The organism is Actinoplanes sp. NPDC051405 (assembly GCF_055586185.1).
In genome coordinates this window covers 33059-50482 of sequence record NZ_JBVJIR010000022.1, presented here as the reverse complement: position 1 = coordinate 50482, position 17424 = coordinate 33059, and the positions used below count along the sequence as shown (strand labels likewise).

Annotated in this window: 16 protein-coding genes (1 of these 16 running past the window's edge); 7 read left to right on the top strand and 9 right to left on the bottom strand. The window is 72.2% G+C overall.

What is annotated here, in order from left to right; genetic code table 11:
* Positions 1-5 precede the first annotated feature (5 nt).
* From ACZ6S4_RS37110 to ACZ6S4_RS37100, 3 genes are read right to left on the bottom strand one after another with little or no spacing between them, the layout of a single operon-like run.
* Positions 6-1082: an amidoligase family protein gene (locus tag ACZ6S4_RS37110; protein ID WP_465479393.1), complete on the bottom strand. Its 1077-nt coding sequence runs from the start codon at positions 1080-1082 to the stop codon at positions 6-8.
* A complete protein-coding gene (locus tag ACZ6S4_RS37105) occupies positions 1079-1903 on the bottom strand; it encodes a hypothetical protein (protein ID WP_465479392.1) in 825 nt (274 codons plus the stop codon). Before ACZ6S4_RS37105 ends, ACZ6S4_RS37110 begins: the two co-directional genes overlap by 4 nt.
* On the bottom strand, positions 1900-2418 hold the full coding sequence (locus ACZ6S4_RS37100; protein WP_465479391.1) for a SigE family RNA polymerase sigma factor: 519 nt from the start codon (positions 2416-2418) through the stop codon (positions 1900-1902). Before ACZ6S4_RS37100 ends, ACZ6S4_RS37105 begins: the two co-directional genes overlap by 4 nt.
* 238 nt (positions 2419-2656) lie before the next feature.
* On the opposite strand from ACZ6S4_RS37100, the gene ACZ6S4_RS37095 reads away from it, so the two are divergent.
* Positions 2657-2782, top strand: coding sequence for a hypothetical protein (locus ACZ6S4_RS37095; protein WP_360553525.1), 126 nt, complete (start codon positions 2657-2659; stop codon positions 2780-2782).
* A gap of 243 nt (positions 2783-3025) precedes the next feature.
* Here ACZ6S4_RS37095 and ACZ6S4_RS37090 read toward each other — a convergent pair whose 3' ends face one another.
* Positions 3026-3688: a winged helix-turn-helix transcriptional regulator gene (locus ACZ6S4_RS37090; RefSeq protein ID WP_465479390.1), complete on the bottom strand. Its 663-nt coding sequence runs from the start codon at positions 3686-3688 to the stop codon at positions 3026-3028.
* A gap of 62 nt (positions 3689-3750) precedes the next feature.
* Between ACZ6S4_RS37090 and ACZ6S4_RS37085 the strand changes: the two genes are divergently transcribed.
* Positions 3751-4437, top strand: coding sequence for an alpha/beta fold hydrolase (locus ACZ6S4_RS37085; RefSeq protein ID WP_465479389.1), 687 nt, complete (start codon positions 3751-3753; stop codon positions 4435-4437).
* A 126-nt stretch (positions 4438-4563) separates the two neighbouring features.
* On the opposite strand, the gene ACZ6S4_RS37080 is transcribed toward ACZ6S4_RS37085, so the two are convergent.
* Positions 4564-4767, bottom strand: a complete 204-nt coding sequence (locus ACZ6S4_RS37080; RefSeq protein WP_465479388.1) for a hypothetical protein — start codon at positions 4765-4767, stop codon at positions 4564-4566.
* Between the two features lie 206 nt (positions 4768-4973).
* Here ACZ6S4_RS37080 and ACZ6S4_RS37075 point away from each other — a divergent pair, with 206 nt between their 5' ends.
* Both ACZ6S4_RS37075 and ACZ6S4_RS37070 read left to right on the top strand, forming a co-directional pair.
* Positions 4974-6575: an alkaline phosphatase D family protein gene (locus ACZ6S4_RS37075; protein ID WP_465479387.1), complete on the top strand. Its 1602-nt coding sequence runs from the start codon at positions 4974-4976 to the stop codon at positions 6573-6575.
* A 61-nt stretch (positions 6576-6636) separates the two neighbouring features.
* Entirely contained in the window at positions 6637-7566 is a 930-nt protein-coding gene (locus ACZ6S4_RS37070; RefSeq protein ID WP_465479386.1) for a diacylglycerol/lipid kinase family protein, read from the top strand.
* Here ACZ6S4_RS37070 and ACZ6S4_RS37065 read toward each other — a convergent pair.
* From ACZ6S4_RS37065 to ACZ6S4_RS37055, 3 genes are read right to left on the bottom strand one after another with little or no spacing between them, the layout of a single operon-like run.
* A complete protein-coding gene (locus ACZ6S4_RS37065) occupies positions 7563-8147 on the bottom strand; it encodes a TIGR03086 family metal-binding protein (RefSeq protein ID WP_465479385.1) in 585 nt (194 codons plus the stop codon). The two genes, ACZ6S4_RS37070 and ACZ6S4_RS37065, sit on opposite strands and share 4 nt — an antisense overlap.
* Entirely contained in the window at positions 8134-8616 is a 483-nt protein-coding gene (locus tag ACZ6S4_RS37060; protein ID WP_465479384.1) for an SRPBCC family protein, read from the bottom strand. The genes ACZ6S4_RS37065 and ACZ6S4_RS37060 overlap by 14 nt, the downstream gene beginning before the upstream one ends.
* Positions 8549-8944: an ArsR/SmtB family transcription factor gene (locus ACZ6S4_RS37055; protein ID WP_465479383.1), complete on the bottom strand. Its 396-nt coding sequence runs from the start codon at positions 8942-8944 to the stop codon at positions 8549-8551. The genes ACZ6S4_RS37060 and ACZ6S4_RS37055 overlap by 68 nt, the downstream gene beginning before the upstream one ends.
* 142 nt (positions 8945-9086) lie before the next feature.
* Here ACZ6S4_RS37055 and ACZ6S4_RS37050 point away from each other — a divergent pair, with 142 nt between their 5' ends.
* Positions 9087-9500 (top strand): rhodanese-like domain-containing protein, encoded by a 414-nt coding sequence (locus ACZ6S4_RS37050; RefSeq protein WP_465479382.1) that lies wholly within the window; start codon positions 9087-9089, stop codon positions 9498-9500.
* A gap of 50 nt (positions 9501-9550) precedes the next feature.
* Here the strand turns inward: ACZ6S4_RS37050 and ACZ6S4_RS37045 are convergent, their stop codons facing one another.
* A complete protein-coding gene (locus ACZ6S4_RS37045; RefSeq protein WP_465479381.1) occupies positions 9551-10150 on the bottom strand; it encodes a DUF1565 domain-containing protein in 600 nt (199 codons plus the stop codon).
* 567 nt (positions 10151-10717) lie between these two features.
* Between ACZ6S4_RS37045 and ACZ6S4_RS37040 the strand changes: the two genes are divergently transcribed.
* Both ACZ6S4_RS37040 and ACZ6S4_RS37035 read left to right on the top strand, forming a co-directional pair.
* Positions 10718-12064 (top strand): serine hydrolase domain-containing protein, encoded by a 1347-nt coding sequence (locus ACZ6S4_RS37040; RefSeq protein ID WP_465479380.1) that lies wholly within the window; start codon positions 10718-10720, stop codon positions 12062-12064.
* A 356-nt stretch (positions 12065-12420) separates the two neighbouring features.
* Positions 12421-17424: the 5' portion of an amino acid adenylation domain-containing protein gene (locus ACZ6S4_RS37035; RefSeq protein WP_465479379.1), read on the top strand. Its footprint extends 4983 nt past the window's final position; only the first 5004 of its 9987 coding nucleotides appear in the window; the start codon lies at positions 12421-12423; its stop codon lies beyond the right edge, outside the window.

Sequence of the window (17424 nt, the reverse complement as noted above, 5' to 3'; positions counted from 1 at the left end):
CGCGGTCAGTGCGGCGCGTCCTCCCGATCGGCGAACACGCGCGCCGCCAGGTGCAGCAGCTCCTCGACCGCCGCGCCCGGGTCGGCCGGGGGAGCGGGCACCGGCTCCGGTTCCACACACCGGTCCAGCAGCAGCTCCACCAGGGCGGCGCGGTTCATGACGTCGCCGGCGGTCAGGGCGCCGGGCAGGATCCGGATCTCGATCGTGTCCCGGACCGGGGTGTCGGTGAGCAGCTGGGTCAGGTTGACGTCGAAGAACTTGGTGAGCTTGCCGTCGGTCGCGGCCTTGCGCAGGTCGTCGTAGGAGGGCAGACCGGCGACCGCCTCGACCAAGGGCTCCGGCAGCGGGGCGAGCCGCCGGCAGGCCGGGTTGGTCTGGAGCAGCAGCCGCAGCGGCTCGCGCCAGTGGGCGAACAGCCGGACCACGTTGGCCAGGGCGTGCGGCTCCCGGAACGGCGCGCCGTCCACGTGCAGGTGCACGGCGGCCTCGTCGGGGACGGTGAAACCCAGCTCACGGGCCGGACCGAGGAGCTCTTCGAGCGCGGCGCCGTGGTCGGCGCTCAGCGGCGGCGTGACGATCTCGCACGGGCGTTCCCGCTCACCGCCGTGCGGCGCGGCCAGGGCGATGGTGGCGCCGGAGACGTCGTCCAGCCGGTACACGTCGCCGTACCGGTGGACCTTGCTGCCCCAGAGCTGGGCGGTCGCGTCCAGAGCGGCCCCCAGCGTGCCGCCCGGGTCGCTGTGCGCCGCCAGCAGGCTCAGCAGGCGGGGGTCGTCGCTGAGGATGCGGAACCAGCCCGGCGGCGCGGGGGTGCGCGGGTCGAGGCCCGCCATCAGGGTGACGTCGTCCACCAGCGTGCACAGCGGTGAGCCGTCGGCCCGGCGTACCTCGAAGCCCTGCGTCAGGTGCAGGAACCGGCCCAGGCCCGGGACCAGGGACGGTTCGCTGTCGTGATGCCACACCGGGTGGACCCGGCCGCCGCAGCGGTCGGCCAGGTCCCGCGCGAGAGTCCGCCGGCTGTGGCCTGGCGGGGCCATCAGCTCGATCTCGAATCCCGTACGCCGGTGCAGCGTGGCGGTCACGGCTTGACGGGCAGGGTGTCGCCGGCCAGCAGCCGCTTGCCACCTTCGACCTTGGCCGCGTACGGGTCGGCGAGCTTCCACAGCTTGGCCAGCTTGACCGCGTCGTCGTAGTCGTACCCGGCGGCGAAGAACTTGTTCACCCGGGCCGCCTCCTTGGCCTCGGCGACGGCGCTGGGCTTGACCGGCAGCTTCTTGTCGGCCAGCAGCCGCTTGCCGCCCTCGACCTTGGCCGCGTACGGGTCGGCGAGCTTCCACAGCTTGGCCAGCTTGACCGCGTCGTCGTAGTTGTAACCGGCGGCGAAGTACGCGTCCAGCTGCTTCTGTTCCTTCGGGTTGATCTCCTCGTCCGGCGCGGGGTCGTCCGGCGTGGCCGTGATCGGCAGCTTCTCGCCGGCCAGCAGCCGGCGCCCGGCCTCGGCCTTGATCGTGCCGATCTCGTCGCGGGACCGCCAGATCGCGGCGAGCTTGACCGCGTCCTCGTAGTCGTAGCCCGCGGCGAAGAAGGCGTCGTACTGCTTCTGCAGCTCGGCCTCGGCCGATGGGGTGGAGGGCGCGGCCGACGGCGCCATGTTCGGCATCGTGGCGGCGCCGGCGTTGACGGACTCCTGCTTGTGCTGGCCCGGCAGCAGCCCGGGCAGGCTGATCGCCCCGGCGATCAGGCTGACGCCCAGCACGGCGCCACCGGCGGCCTGCACACCCCAGCGGCGGCGCTGGTACGAGCGGGAGAGCTCCTGCACCCGGCTGTAGACCGCGGCCGCGTCGGGTGCCAGATGTTCATGGGTCTCAAAGGCGTTGCGGAGCTGGTCTCCGTGCTCGGTCACGACTTCTCCTCGGCGTGGATCCTGTGCTGTTTCTCCGACGAGAGCCGGAGTGTCTTGAGCGCCCTCGAAGCGTGGCTGCGCACCGTCGCCGGCGAACAGCCGATCAGGTCGGCGATGGCATCGTCGTCGAGCTGCTCGTAGTAGCGCAGCACGAGCACCGCCCGTTGCTTGCGCCCGAGCGTCGCCAGGCGGTTCCACAGCTCGTCGGCCTCGACGACGTCGTGGGCGTGGTCGCGTACCCCGCCCCTCGCGTCGTCTATGTCGACCAGCCGTTCCCCCACGGCGTGCACGTTGCGCGCCGCCCAGCTGCGCCGCCACGACAGATACTCGTTGAGCACCATGCGGCGGACGTAGGCCTCGGGGGAGTCGGCCACGTTGATCCGACGCCACCGGACCTGCGCTCTGGCCAGCACCTCCTGGACGACGTCCTGCGCCAGGTCACGGTCGCCGGTGAGGACGACCGCGTACCGCAGCAGACTGGGAAGCCGGGCCACCGCGAACTGCTCGAAGGTCACACCCTCTAGGACGGGTGCCGGGTGGTCGGTTGTGCACTCATGATCCGAACTTTTTCCCATGATCCTGGGCTCCCCGCGCCGGCGATGAATTGGTCACGCACGGTGATGGCGGTGCACCGCGCCGCCGACTCTAGAGGTGCCCCGCACCCCCGGCGCCGATCCGCGGGAATCGCGCCTGCAACCGTCCTGCTGCCCGGCGGCTCCCGGTGTGCCGCCCGGGGGCGTCCAGACTTGGCGCATGGTCGTCATCAGCCGGTGGAGCATCACCGACAAGCCGCAGGGCCGCCTCGACACCGCTCGTGAACTCGTCGCGGTGTGGGCCGTGCACCTGCACCGGTCCTACCGGCTCATCCGCGGCGCCTGAGCCGCCCGCTCGGTCTGGGTCCGCTTTGTTTGCATCCGCTTTGTTCTAGGCCCGCTCAGCCGGGCCCGCTCAGCCGGGCCCGCTCAGCCGGGCCCGCTCAGCCGGGCCCGCTCAGCCGGGCCCGCTCGGCCTGGCGCGCTCCGCCGGGGGGCGCTCGGTCCGGGCCCGCTCGGCCTGGCGCGCTCCGCCGGGGGGCGCTCGGTCCGGGCCCGCTCGGTGCTGGGTCGCTCAGCGTGGGTCCGCTCAGGGCGTCGGCGCGGCCTCGATCCGGGGCCGGGGGAAAAGCGTCAGCAGGCGGTCGGCAGCCTCCCGGTCTCCGCGTACGGTGACCAGCCCCGCGACCTCAGCGGCGGCCAGGGTCCCCGCACCGAAGATCAGCTCCCGGAATACCGTCGCGCTCGTGTCCACTACTGCGTCCGGCACCTGAGCCGCACCTCGGGTGAGCGTGAACCGGCTGTCGTTGACCTCCGCCACCAGGATGTCGCCGTCGAGCCGCAGTTCGCACCGGGCGGCCCACGTGCCGGCCGCATTCGCGTCAAAGGTCGTCCGCATCGCCAGGGCCAGCGCGTCCACGCTGAGCGCCGCGGTGGAGGTCGGCGGTGTGCGGCTGCCCCAGCGCCCGAGCGCCTGCAGGACCGGTTCGAGGTCGAGGCCGCGTTCGGTCAGCTCGTACACCTGGGCACTGGCCGGTGGGCCCAGCTGCCGGCGGCGCAGCACGCCGGACCGCTCCAGCTCGGCCAGGCGGTGGGTGAGCATGCTCTGCCCGGCGCCGGGCAGGCCGCGGCGCAGCTCGCTGAACCGTTTCGGACCCAGTAGCAGCTCCCGGACCACCAGCAGGGCCCACCTGTCGCCGACGAGGTCGAGCGCGCGGGCAACTCCGCAGGGGTCGTCATATGTCCGGGCCACGCGTTCATAGTATCGTTACCGCACTGACCGGTACAGAAAGAGAACCACGAAGCGGAGTGCCCATGCCGACGACCCGTTCGTACGTCCTGGTCCCCGGAGCCGGCGGGAGCGCCTGGTACTGGCACCGCCTCGTGCCCGAGCTCCGCCGCCGCGGCCACGAGGCGATCGCGGTCGACCTGCCGGCCGCCGACGACAAAGCCGGCCTGCGGGAGTACGCGGACGCCATCGTCGCCGCCGCCGAGGGTGATCGGCGCGTGGTGCTGGTGGCTCAGTCGATGGGCGGCCTCAGCGCTCCGCTCGCCTGCGACCGCCTCGATGTCGAGGAGATCGTCCTGGTCAACGCGATGATCCCGGCGCCCGGCGAGACCGGCGGCGACTGGTGGGCGGCGACCGGCCAGGAGCAGGCCCGCCGCGAGCTCGACGTGCGCGAGGGCCGCGACCCGGACGCGCCGTTCGACCCCCGCGTGATGTTCTTCCACGACGTGCCGGCGGAGGTCACCGAGGAGGGCATGGCGGCCGAGCCGGGGCAGTCGGGCACGCCGTTCGGTGAGCCGTGGCCGCTCGACGCATGGCCGGACGTGCCGACCCGGGTGCTCAGCGGCCGGGAGGACCGGCTGTTCCCGGTCGACTTCCAGATCCGCGTTGCTCAGGAACGGCTGGGGATCACGCCGGAGACCATGCCGGGTGGGCACCTGGTGGCGCTCAGCCGCCCGGAGGAGCTGGCCGCCGAGCTCGTCCGGCTCGCCTAGCTCGCCGAGCTCGCCTCGCCGCCGGGCTCGCCTAGCTCGCCGGGCTCGTTCGGCCCGCCTGGCCGGTCGGGCTCACCCGGTGAGCGTGGCCGTCCCCGCGACCGGTGCCGGGTGCTGGGTGCTGGGTCAGTCGGGCGGTCCCACCGGGGCGCCCTGTGCGGCCGGGCTGTCCGCGGCCGCGCCGGGAACGCCCGGGCCGCCGTCGTCCGCCCGGTGCACCTCGTCGTAGCTGAGGTCGCCGGGGTTGCCGTTGTCCGGCTCCGTCATCGCGTCCGGATCCATCGAGCCGGGGTCGGCCACGCTGCTGAGATCGTCATGCGGGTTCGTCATGCCGGCGGGCTTCCCCGGCCGTGCTCAGGCATACCCGAACCTGATGAAGTTCACCTATCCTTTACCCGGGCCCACCCGCGCACCTGTCGCATCCGTCAGGTCATCACCGGCCGGCCACTCGCGCGTGGACTCAGCGTCGCCCATGGTCCCTAGCGTCACCGGCAGGGGCCCGGCGACCGTGCCAGGGCCGGAGTGCAGGGGGTCCCATGCTCACCCGCCGTCAGGTTCTCACCGGCATCGCCGTCACCGCGGGCGCCGCCGCGCTGCCGGCCGATCCCGCCCGCGCCTCCGCGCACGCCGCCTCCGCCACCGGGTTGTTCTCCCTCGGGGTGGCCAGCGGTGATCCGCTACCCGGCGGCGTCATCCTGTGGACCCGGCTGATGACCGGCGACAGTGGTTCGGCCGCCGCCGGGTGGGCGCGCCGGCCCGTCGAGGTCGGCTGGCAGGTCGCCCGGGACGAGCGCTTCCGGCGGGTGGTGCGCAGCGGGCGTACGGTCGCCCGGCCCGAGCTGGCGCACTCGGTGCACGTCGACGCGCGAGGTCTGGAGCCCGGCCATGAATACTTCTACCGATTCCGGGCCCTGGACGCGCTGAGCCCCGTCGGCCGCACCAGGACAGCCCCGCACCCACGGCACGACGTGGCGAGCCTGCGCTTCGGCGTCGTCAACTGCCAGGATTTCCAGAACGGGTACTGGCCGGCGTACTGGGGTCTCGCGAACGAGGACCTCGACGTCGTCGTGCACCTCGGCGACTACATCTACGAGTACGACGCGAGCAGCCGGTTCGCCGACCGCCGGCACTCCGCCACCCGGACGCCGGGCCTGAACCAGCTGGTCACCCTGGCGGACTACCGCGACCGGCACGCGCAGTACAAGAGCGACCCGGCCCTGCAGGCGGCGCACGCCGCGTTTCCCTGGATCGTCACCTGGGACGACCACGAGACCGAGAACAACTATGCCGGCCTGCTCGACGAGATCGACGACACCGGAGCGTCCCGGCAGAACCCGGCCGCGTTCGCCCGCCAGCGTGCCGCCGCCTACCAGGCGTACTACGAGCACATGCCGATCCGGGCGAACCTGCGCCCGGGCAGCGCCGATCTGCGGATCTTCCGTCGTTTCGACTTCGGCCGGCTGGCCCGGTTCAACGTCCTCGACACCCGGCAGTACCGCACCGACCAGCCGGGGGCCTTCCCCGGCGACTTCGGCCTCGCGGCGGCCGGCACGGCCAACACCACCGGCACGCTCACCGGCGAGGCGCAGGAACGCTGGCTGCGTTCGGGGCTCGACCACTCGCCGGCCCGGTGGAACGTCATCGCGCAGCAGGTGATGATGAGCCGGATCAGGTTCCCCAACCCGGGCGGGCCGGTGCCGCCGCTGGTGGCCAACCTGGACCAGTGGGATGGTTACGCGCCGCAGCGCGAGCGGCTGCTGCGGCATCTCGCGCAGGCCCGGATCGCCAATCCCGTCGTGCTGGCCGGCGACATCCACTCCACCTGGTTCAGCGAGCTGCGCACGGACTTCGACCGCCCCGAGCAGCCGCCGGTCGCCGCCGAGTTCACGGCGACCTCAATCAGCTCAGAATTCCCTGCGGCGTATGACGCCCCGCTCAAGGCGGTCAATCCCACCCTGAACCCGCACGTGCGGTACTTCGACGGTTCCCGGCGCGGCTATCTGCGGTGCCAGGTCGGGCGGCGCGCCTGGCGCACCGACGTGCGCACGGTCGAGACCATCGAGGTACGGCGTACGCCGGTGAGCACCAGCGCGTCGTACTCGGTGGAAGCGGGGACCTCGGCGGTGCACCCCTCCTGAGCTCACCCGCGGCGGAAAACCCAGACAACATCGCTGTGGACCCGTACGGGAAACTGAGCCGATGCGGACCAAGCAGGAGCTCACCGAAGCAGTCAAGCGGGACCGGCGGGCGGCGCTCGTCGTCAACGCGCACTCCCGGCAGGGCATGCGGTTGTACGACGCCGCCCGGACCCGGCTGCTGGCGGCCGGCTTCACGCTGCTGGACGCGTACCCGGTGGACCGGCCCCGGGAGCTGGAGGCGACGCTCGCCGCGGTCATCGATCGCGGCCCGGATCTGCTCGTCGCCGGCGGCGGCGACGGCACCATCAGTACGGCGGCCCGGCTGCTCGCCCACCGTGACATCGCCCTGGGTCTGCTGCCGCTGGGCACCACCAACAACTTCGCCCGCACGGTCGGTGTGCCGCTGTCCCTCGACGAGGCCGTGGCGACGCTGACCGACGGCAAGGTCATCGACGTCGACCTGGGGCTGGCCGGGGCGACCGCGTTCACCAACCACGTCGGCGTGGGACTGTCGGCCGACCTGATGCTGTCGGCGCCCCGGCTGCTGAAGCGGGTGATCGGCCGGACGGCGTACCCGATCACGGCTCTGGGGTTGCTGGCCCGGCACCGTCCATTGCGGATCGTCGTGCGCGCCGGCGGGCGTGAGCACACGTTCGTGACGCACCAGCTCTACGTGGCCAACGGCGGTTTCCACGCCGGGCGGCCGATCACGGCGGACGCGCACGCCGACGACCGGCTGCTGGTGGCGTATCCGGTCGGTGGCCGCGGGCGGTGGGGCCTGCTGCGGGAGACGGCGCGCAACGCGGCGACCGGTCACCGGCGCACGCTCGACGAGGAGCCGTTCCTGGCGGTCGGCGAACTGTGGGTGGAGACCGACCGCCCGGCCCGCGTCGAGGTCGACGGCGAGCCGTCCGGCCGGACCCCGCTGCGGATCGGCCTGGACCCCAACGCGTTGCGGTTGATGGCCCCGGCCGACACGCGTGACCTCTAGGGCTGGGTCACCCCGCTCCGCCACGACGGGTCGCGGCCGATGAAGCCCACCAGCCGGGTCTGGACGTCCGCGTCGTCGGGCACCTCGACCCGGGCGCCGTACTGGCCGGACGAGCGCAGGACCTCTTCCATCTGCTCCATCCCGGCGAGCAGGCCGGCGCAGAAGGCCGGGTCCAGCCGGTCGTCCTGACCGGTGGCCCGGGACAGATCCCAGGTGTGCATGAACACGTCCGAGGTGTAGAACTGGTCGATCGCGTTGGCCAGCGGCAGCTTGCCGAGGTGCGGGTTGCTGAGCTCCCGGTGCGCCGTCGCCGGATCGTCGAGCACCGCCTGCACGCCGTCGCAGTGCACCTGCCACGCGCGGACCGGGTCGTCGTCCACCGACGGGCCGCGGGGCAGGTCGATGCCGGCGCCGGCGGCGAGGAAGCCGGGGAACCAGTCGGTCAGGTGCCGCACGACGTCGCGGGCGGTCCAGCCTTCCACCGGGGCCGGCACGTCCCAGGACCGGGTGCCGCGGACGCGGTCGGTGAAGAGCCCGGCGATCTGCCGGTGCCGCTCGGCGGGGATCTCAGACAGCGCCATCGTGGATCATCCTTTCCAGCTTCGCGTAACCCTGATTGAGCCCGACCTCCATGCCGCTGCGCAGCCACGCGTCGCGGGCCTCGAAGCTGTCGACCAGCGACTGGGTGCGCAGCCGCGTGCGGCCGCCGCCCAGATCCTCGAACCACATCGTCCCCAGCGACACCCCGTCCGGCTCGCCGTCGTAGGTGAAGGTCTGCACGATGCGGTCCACCCGAACCTCATGGAAGCAGCCGTGAAAGGCGTACTCCGTGCCGTCGCGCACCGAGACGTAGCGCCAGCTGCCGCCGCTGGTGGCGTCCCAGTGCTCGATCCGGGTGGTCATGCCGTCGGGGCCCACCCACCGGGCGAACAGCACGGGGTCGGTGTGCGCGCGGAAGAGTTGTTCAGGTGTGGCTTCGAAGTCACGACTCAGCCGGATCACCGGCACCTTCGGGTCGGCCTCGATCGATGTCTCCGAGATCGTGGTCATGGTCGTCTCCTTTCATCGCCGTCAGCACGGCGTCGAGGCGGCGGTAACGCTGCTCGGCGCGGGTCCGGTAGCGCTCGATCCAGGCGTCCATCAGGTCGAAGACCGCGGCCTCGAGCCGCACCGGCCGCGGCTGCGGCCCGCGCGGCCGGCTGACCAGCCCGGCGTCCTCGAGCACGCGCAGGTGCTTGTAGACCGCCTGCAGCGTCATCCGGTACGGCACGGCCAGCTGGCTCACGGTCGCGTCACCCTCGGCGAGCCGGGCCACCATGTCGCGGCGGGTCGGATCGGCGAGGGCGGCGAACACCCGGGTCAGCGTGTCTGTGGTCACGGCCCCTGGCTTTCTGTGTCGTCGCCCAAGTTTCAACTCATCGGTTGAAAGGACCGTAGACCGCGCCGGCCCGCCAGTCAACCGAACAGTTGAAAGTCCTGCCCGTCGTGCGCCGTACCGCGGTCGCGGGAATGATCGAAGGATGACGATCATCGAGACGCGGGGAGTGGACGCCCTGCTGACCCGGGCCCGGGCCGGCCTGCGCCGGCTGGACCCGCAACAGACCCTCGCGGCGGTCGCCGCCGGCGCGCTGCTCATCGACACCCGCACCGAGAGCCAGCGCCGGGTGCAGGGCGAGCTGCCCGGTGCGCTGGTGATCGACCGTACGGTGCTGGAATGGCGCCTGGACCCGGCGTCACCCGACCGGATCCCCGAGGCGACCGGGTACGACCGGCACGTCGTCGTGGTCTGCCGGCAGGGTTACAGCTCCAGCCTGGCCGCGGCCGGTCTGCAGGCGGTGGGCCTGCGCCGGGCCACGGATCTGATCGGCGGGGTGGAGGCGTGGCTGGCCGCCGGTCTGCCGATGACCGACGGCCCCGCCGACGTCCGTCTCTGAGCGGCGCCTCGTCCCGCCGCTCGACGCGACGGAACGAGGCGCCGCCGGCCTCAGATCCGGGCGCCCAGATCGGCTCCGGTGGCCGGGCGCAGGAAGGACGAGGTAGCGATCGCGCCAGTGGCCGTCCGCGGTCCGGTGATCACCGAGCTGTCGGTGCCGGCCGGCGCCGGGACCAAGCTCAGGTTCCACGAGTTGCCGCTGCCGGTCGAGCGGCCCAGCGTCACCGCGGTGCCGTTGCGGACGGACAGGTTCGCGGTGAGCCGGGAGGTGCTGGGAGCCCGGGGGACGCTGCCGCCGACCGGGGCGGGCGTGTTGGGCAGGGCTTCGCCGTCGATGACGACGCGCTCGGTGCCGTACCGGGTCAGCGTGATCGGCAGGCTCGCGGTGCCGCCGCGGGTGATCTGGATGTTGGTGGTCAGGGCGTAGGTGCCGCCGCGCACGGAGATGACGGTGCCGGGCTGGGCCAGATCGACGGCCCGCTGGATGGTGCGCAACGGGTGGGCCTGGTCGCCGGCGTTGCTGTCGTTGCCGGTGGTGACCACGAACAGGGGGAGCCGGGGCGGCGGCGGTCGCCGCGGCCGATGGGCCGAGGGTGACGCCGATGGCGGCCAGGGCGACGACGGCCGCGAGCGCGGCGGTGCTGCGGGCATGCACGGGGAACCTCCGGAGGTGAGGGTGAAGTCGTCGAGGTCAGCGCCAAGGCGCTGCGACGCGCGGGAACTGCCGCCGCGTGCTGCCCGGGAACGCGGTGGGACACCCGGCCCTGGTAAGGGCTTTCCTGGCGAGGTCAGCCAGGTACCAATCGACTGTCAACGATGTCCGGGTCGGCGGCTGCCGGCGCGGCGGTGATCCGAAGAAGGTCAATACCGTGCCGCGTGCAAGGCAACCGGACCCGGTGTGCGACTGATTCGCTGTGTCGTTGATCAGTGCGTCACCTGATGGATTGGCGACACATTTGCCGGCTGAATACGACCGAATTCCGGATTGGGCACCGTGCCGCCGGGTACCAGGGCCGCCAAGCGATTAGCCGGACGGTCGAATAGTTCGCCCGGTCGTTGCTCCGGTGGCCCGCGATGCGGGCCACCGGGCGTGCAAGTTGCACGCGGAAAGTGAATTTGTTGTCGACGAAAGGACGGACACGTGCGTTCTCGCCTGTCGCGAAGGCGTTCGGCGCCCATTACCGGATCTGTGCCGGCCCGCGGGAATGAGGTTTCCCGATGATCGGTGTGGCATTGCGATCCGCTCTCGACGAGCGAGTGGCTTCCGATATTCTGATCGACTGCGCCCGGCGCCACGGGGTGCCCGGGGCGCAACTGGCGATTCATCAGGGCGGCGCGACGGTCACCGCGGAATACGGCGAGGACGAGTACGGCACCAGCCGGCGGGTCACCCGGCACACCGCCTTCCCGGTGGGGTCGGTGACCAAGGCCGTCACCGCGACCACAGTGCTGGCCCTGGTGGCGGACGGGGACCTGGAGCTGGACGAGCCGGTCGGCCGGCTGGTGCCGGACCTGACCGGGGCGGCGGCCCGGATCACCGTGCGCCAGCTGCTCAGCCACACCGCCGGGCTGCCGTGCGGGCCGGCCGCCGAGGACGCGGCCGGGCTGTCCGTGCCGCGCTATCTGGCCGGCGCCTGCCGTCCCGAGCTGATGGTGCTGCCGCCCGGGGCGGGCTTCTCCTACTCCAACGTCGGCTACGTGCTGCTCGGCCGGCTGATCACCGTCGTCACCGGCATGAGCTGGCGAGATGCCGTCTCCTCCATCGTGCTCGAGCCGTTGGGCATCACCCCCACGCTGATCGGTGCCGCGGGTTCGCGCCGTACGGTGGCGATCGGTCACTCCGTGCACGGCCGCACCGGGCGGGTCCGGCCGGTCCGGCAGTCCCTGCCCGAGGCCGAGGCGGCGGCCGGCGCGCTCGCGCTGAGCGCGGCCGACCTGGTCGCCCTCGGCCGGCTGCACGTGGACGACGGCGTACCGGCCGTGCTGCCGGCCGGCCACGCGGCGCGGATGCGGGGCGTCGTGCCCGGGGCGGTCCCGTTCGGGCTGGCCCGGGGCTGGGGGCTCGGCCTCGCGGCGTTCGGCGTGGCCCCGCACGAGTGGTCCGGCCACGACGGCAACGCCGACGGCACCGGCTGCTTCTGGCGCATCGACGCTGACGGCGGCCAGATCGTCGCGCTGACCTGCAACGCCGGCTCGGGGCACGCCATGTGGGCCGACCTGAGTGCGGAACTGCGCCGCGCCGGCATCGCGGTGGACGATGCACTACCGGCGGCCGAGGTGCTGTTTCCCGGCACCGCGCCGGCGGAATGCGCGGGCAAATATCTCAATGGCGACCTGGAGTATCGGGTAATCGCCGGAGGGCCTTTCGGGCTCCGGCTGAGCATCGACGGCGAACCCGCCGAAAACATTGTCGTCCGGGCCGACTTGACATTCCATCTGGAGGATGCGTCCACCGGCCGGTGGACGCTGGGCGGACGCTTTGTGCGAGATCACCGTACGCGCGTGGTGAACGGTATCCAGGTCGGTGGGCGCCTCGGCGGCCGCCGAATCGAGGCGCTGGTCTAGCGGATTCCCTCCGCAATTGCCGTGCGCCGCGGGACCGCTGCGCACGTGTCCCGAGCTCCGCCCATCGTGACCCGAAAGGCTCATCGACGTTGACGAAACATCGCGCGGCACCGGTGTATTCAGCCGAGCAGACTCCGAAGCCGAGGGTGGGTGGGAAACCGCCGGAGACCGCGGAGGCCGGGCAGCTGAGCTACTGGAGGCAGCAGTGCGCCGGCCTGGTTCCGCCGCGGCTGCCGGGGCACCGTCGCGGTGATGCCGGTCCGGGGACCTGGGCGCAGGTGCGATGTGCGGTACCGGCCGGGTCGATCAGCGACCCGTCCGCCGGGGCGTCTTTGTCGGACCTCTGCGCTGCCGCGATGTACGTGGTCTTGACCCGCTACGCCCCCGGTGAGGACATCGCCGTTGTCAGTGCTCCCGGCGGAGGGTCGGGCCTGGTGGTGTTGCGGCCGGAGCGGGATCACGCCGCCGTCCTTGGCGGGCTCGTCCAGGCTGCCCGGCGGGTTGCTGTGCCCTTTGAGGGGCTGGGTCTCGACCCGGAGCTGGCTCGGGTGGTGGTCACGGATGGTTCGTATGCCCGGCCTGCCGTGGCGACCTCGCTGATTCTGCGGGCCGTGCCGGGTCCCGGGGAAGCGGTCGGCATCTCGCTGGAGTACCGGACCGACCGGCTGGCGGCGGATGTCGTGCAGCGGATGGCGGGTCATCTGAGTCGAGTGCTGGCGGCTTTCGCGGAACAGCCTGGTCTTGCGGTGGCGGAGCTGGACCTTCTCGGGGTGGCGGAACGACAGGACGTGGTGGCCGCCGGTGCGGGCGGTGTTCGGGAGATTCCCGCGGTTACCTGGGCGGCGCTGGTTGAGGCTCAGGTTCACCGGATGCCGGGGATGCCGGCCGTACTCTCGGGCGGATTGGTACTGAGCTATGCCGAGCTTGACGCGCGGGCCAATCGGTTGGCGCGGTTGCTGATCGCTCGGGGCGCTGGGCCGGAGACCGTGGTGGCGTTGGTGTTGCCGCGGTCGGTGGACATTGTGGTGGCTCAGCTGGCTGTGGCCAAGGCCGGGGCGGCGTTTCTGCCGGTTGATCCGGCGTATCCGGCGCAGCGGATCGCTTTCATGCTGGGTGATGCTCGGCCGGTCGTCACGGTTACGCGGGAAGACGTTCCGGCTCCTGTACATGCGTCGCCTGCGGGCGCCCGCAGCCCTTCCGCGAGTTCGGAACCCGTCGGTGCGGATCTGGTCGTGCTGGACGATCCTGGCGTCCGGGCGCAGTTGGCCGCCCTGCCCGGCACGGCGGTTACTGACGCGGACCGGCGCGCGCCGCTGACGCCGGAGCATCCCGCGTACGTCATCTTCACCTCAGGATCCACCGGCGTACCCAAGGGTGTGGTCGTCACCCACGCCGCGTTCGTGGATTTCGCGATGGCCGAGGCGGAGCATCTCGGTGCCGGGCCCGGTGACCGGGTGCTGCAGTTCTCGTCGCCCAGTTTCGACGCGTCCGTTCTGGAGCTGGGACTGGCCCTGCCGTCCGGGGCGGCTCTGGTCGTACCTCCGGCGGGCGCCACCGTGGGTGAGCCGCTCGCCGAGGTGCTGGCTGGGCAGCGGGTGACGCACGCGCTGATCCCGCCGGCGGCTCTGGCCACCGTGCCTGCGGGCACCGAGCTGCCGGAGCTGGGCACGCTGCTGGTGGGCGGGGAGGCGTGCGGTGCCGAGCTGGTCGAGCGGTGGGCCGGGGGCCGCCGGATGATCAACGCGTACGGTCCGACGGAGGTCACCGTCGTGGCGACCTGGACCGACGCGCTGACTCCGGGTGGCAATCCGCCCATCGGCCGGCCGCTGCCCAACACGGCCACGTACGTCCTGGACGCGCGGCTGCGTCCGGTGCCGGCCGGGGTGGCCGGCGAGCTCTACGTAGCCGGGCCTGGGCTGGCTCGCGGTTACCTGCACCGGCCCGGCCTGACCGCTCAGCGGTTCCTGGCCGACCCGTTCGGCGTCCCGGGCGCGCGGATGTACCGCACCGGGGACGTGGTTCGCCGGGCGGCGGACGGGCAGCTCGAGTACCTCGGCCGGGCCGACGACCAGGTGAAGATCCGGGGCTTCCGGATCGAGCCGGGAGAGATCGCGGCGGTGCTGGGCCGGCACCTATCCGTGGGGCGCGCGGCGGTTGTTGCCCGCGAGGACCGGCCGGGCGTCAAGCAGCTGGTCGCGTACGTGGTGCCGGCCGGCTCCGAGGGTGTCGACCAGGCGGAGTTGCGGGAGCACGTGGCAGCGGCGTTACCCGCACACATGGTGCCCGCCGCCTTTGTCACGCTCGCCGCCCTTCCGGTCAGCAGCAACGGGAAGCTCGACCATCGGGCGCTGCCCGCGCCACAGTTCGAAAGCTCGGGGCATGAGCCGCCTCGCACCGACGCGGAGCGCGCGGTCGCCACCATCTGGGCCGACGTCCTCGGCTTGCCGCACGTGGGACGTCACGACGACTTCTTTGCGCTGGGTGGTGACTCCATCCTGGCTGTGCGGGCGTTGTCTCGGCTGCGGGAGACGCTGGGTGTGCGGCTGCCGGCCCGGACTGCGTTCGACGCCCGTACCGTCGCTGACACCGCGGCCGCCGTCACTTCAGGTGCGCCTGAGGTGGCTCAGGTCATCACCAGGGTGGATCGATCCGGGCCGGTGCCGATGTCGACGTACCAGCGGCGGCTCTGGGCACACGAGCAGCTCGACGCCGGGTCGGGCGAGTACCACACGGGCGTCGGGTTGCGGTTGCGTGGGCCGCTCGACCTGGGCGTCCTGCGCGCTGCGCTGGCTGCGCTGGTGGAGAGACACGAGTCGTTGCGGACCACCTTCACCGTCGTCAGCGGGGAGCCGATGCAGGTCATCGCCGAAAGCGGCGAGCTGCCCCTCCGCGTTGTCGAGCTGGGCGCTGGTGCGCTGGACGAGCTGCTCGCCGAGGAGCTGAGGCGCCCGTTCGGCCTGGGCGCCGGGCCGCTGACACGAGCCACCCTGGTGGGCTGTGGGCCGGACGAGCACGTGCTCCTGCTCGCCCAGCACCACATCGTCACCGATGGCTCGTCGGTGCGGGTGCTCACCGACGAGCTCGCGGAGCTCTACGACGCCGGCGTCCGCGGGATTCCGGCTCAGCTGCCCACGCCGGCGGTGCAGTACGCCGATTTCTCGGCCTGGGAGCGCGCTCGGTTCACCGGGGCAGTGGTCGAGGACCGCCTGGCGTACTGGCGTGAGCGGCTGGCGGGGATCGACCCGCTGCAGCTGCCCACCGACGCGCCCGGGTCCGCCGATGTCGGCAGGCCAGGTGGCCTGCACCGGACGCTACTGCCGGCCGCGCTGGTCCGTCGCCTGGACCGGCTGGGCCGGCGACACGGCGCGACGGTCTACATGACACTCGTCGCCGCGGTACAGGCGTTGCTCGCCCGCTACAGCGACCAGCGTGACATCGTGCTCGGCACGGTTGCCTCCGGGCGGGACCATCCCGACCTCGAACGGCTGGTCGGCTTCCTGGTCAACACGCTGGTCCTGCGCGGCAGTGTGGATCGGCGGCAGAGCTTCGCCGAGCGGGTGGCCGATGTGCGGGAGACGGTGCTCGACGCGTTCACCCACGACGTGCCGTTCGATCGGCTCGTCGAGGAGCTCCGGCCGCGTGGTGTCCCGCTGGTACGGGCTGTCGTCGTGTTGCAGCAGGAGCTGCTGCGGGCCAGGGAGGCCGGCGGGCTGCGGTTCGACGAGTACGACCTGCCTCGCCCTGCTGCCCGGTTCGACCTGGTCTTCGAGTTCGTTCCGCGCGGCGACACCCTCGGCCTGGCAGTGGAGTACGACGCGACGCAGTTCACTGTGGACCGTGTCCGGCGACTCACAGATCACCTCGTCCGGCTCCTCGACGCGGTCACCACCGATCCGGCCGCGCCTCTGGGATCCGTCGACTTACTCTCCGCCGCCGAACGACACGAAGTACTGGTTGCCCGCAACGACACGGCTCGGGCCACCGAGCCGGCCACTCTGGCACAGCTCTTCATTCGTCAGGCAGCCCGCACTCCCGACCTGCCCGCGCTGCTCGACCGGCACGGTCCGGTCACCTACGCCCAGCTTCGGGCTCAGGTCAACCGGCTCGCCCGGCTGCTGATCCAGCGCGGCGCAGGTCCGGAACAGATTGTGGCCCTGGCGCTGCCTCGGTCGGTGGACATCGTGGTGGCCCAGCTGGCGGTCGCTCAGGCCGGTGCCGCGTTCCTGCCGGTCGATCCGGCCTATCCCGCGTCGCGGATCACGATGATGCTGGACGACGCGGCTCCGGTGCTGGTGCTGACGCTGGCCGCCCTCGCCCCGGACCTGCCCGTGCCCGGCGGGACCACGCTCGTGCTGGACGACCCGGCGGTCGTGGCGGCCGTCGCGGAGCTCCCCGGCGAAGACCTCGCCGCTTCCGAACGTTCAGGTCCGCTGCTTGCGGCTCACCCTGCCTACGTCATCTTCACCTCCGGTTCCACCGGCCGGCCGAAAGGTGTCGTGGTTCCGCACGCGGGCCTGGCGAGCTTCTCGGCCGCCGAGATCGAGCACTATCAGGTACGTCGGGGCGATCGCATCCTGCAGTTCGCGTCGCCCAGCTTCGATGCCTCCGTGTTGGAGCTGTGCATGGCACTGCCGGCCGGCGCCGCTCTTGTGGTTCCCCCGGAAGGTCCGCTGCTCGGTGACCGGCTCGCGGAGGTGCTGGCCGATTCGCGGGTCACCCACGCGCTGATCCCACCCGCGGCGCTGGCGACCGTGCCGGACGACGCGCGCCTGCCCGACTTTCGATGCCTCATCGTGGGCGGCGACGCTTGCGGCGCTGACCTGGTCGCGCGCTGGGCGCCGGGTCGCCGCATGATCAACTCGTATGGCCCGACGGAGTCCACGGTTGTGGCTACCTGGAGCGGGCCGCTGGTCCCGGGCCGGGTGCCGCCGATCGGCCGGCCTATCGCCAACACCCGGGTGTATGTGCTGGACGGCGCGTTGCGGCCGGTGCCGGATGGCGTGCCCGGCGAGTTGTACATCGCTGGGACCGGCCTCGCCCGCGGCTATCTGCACCGGCCGGGTCTTACCGCGCAACGCTTCGTCGCAGATCCGTTCGCCGTGTCCGACCAGCCCCGCGCGTCGAAGCCCGGCGGCGCGTCCACCCCGCCCGGCGCGCTGGGCCCATCTGGCGCGCTAGGCCCGGCTAGCATGCCCGGCGCTCGGATGTACCGCACCGGTGACATTGTGCGCTGGGCCCCCAGCGGCGAGCTGGAGTTCCTCGGCCGCGCCGATGACCAGGTGAAGATCCGCGGGTTCCGTATCGAACTCGGCGAGGTAGCCGCCGCGCTGACCCGGCAGCCCGCCGTCGATCGCGCAGCC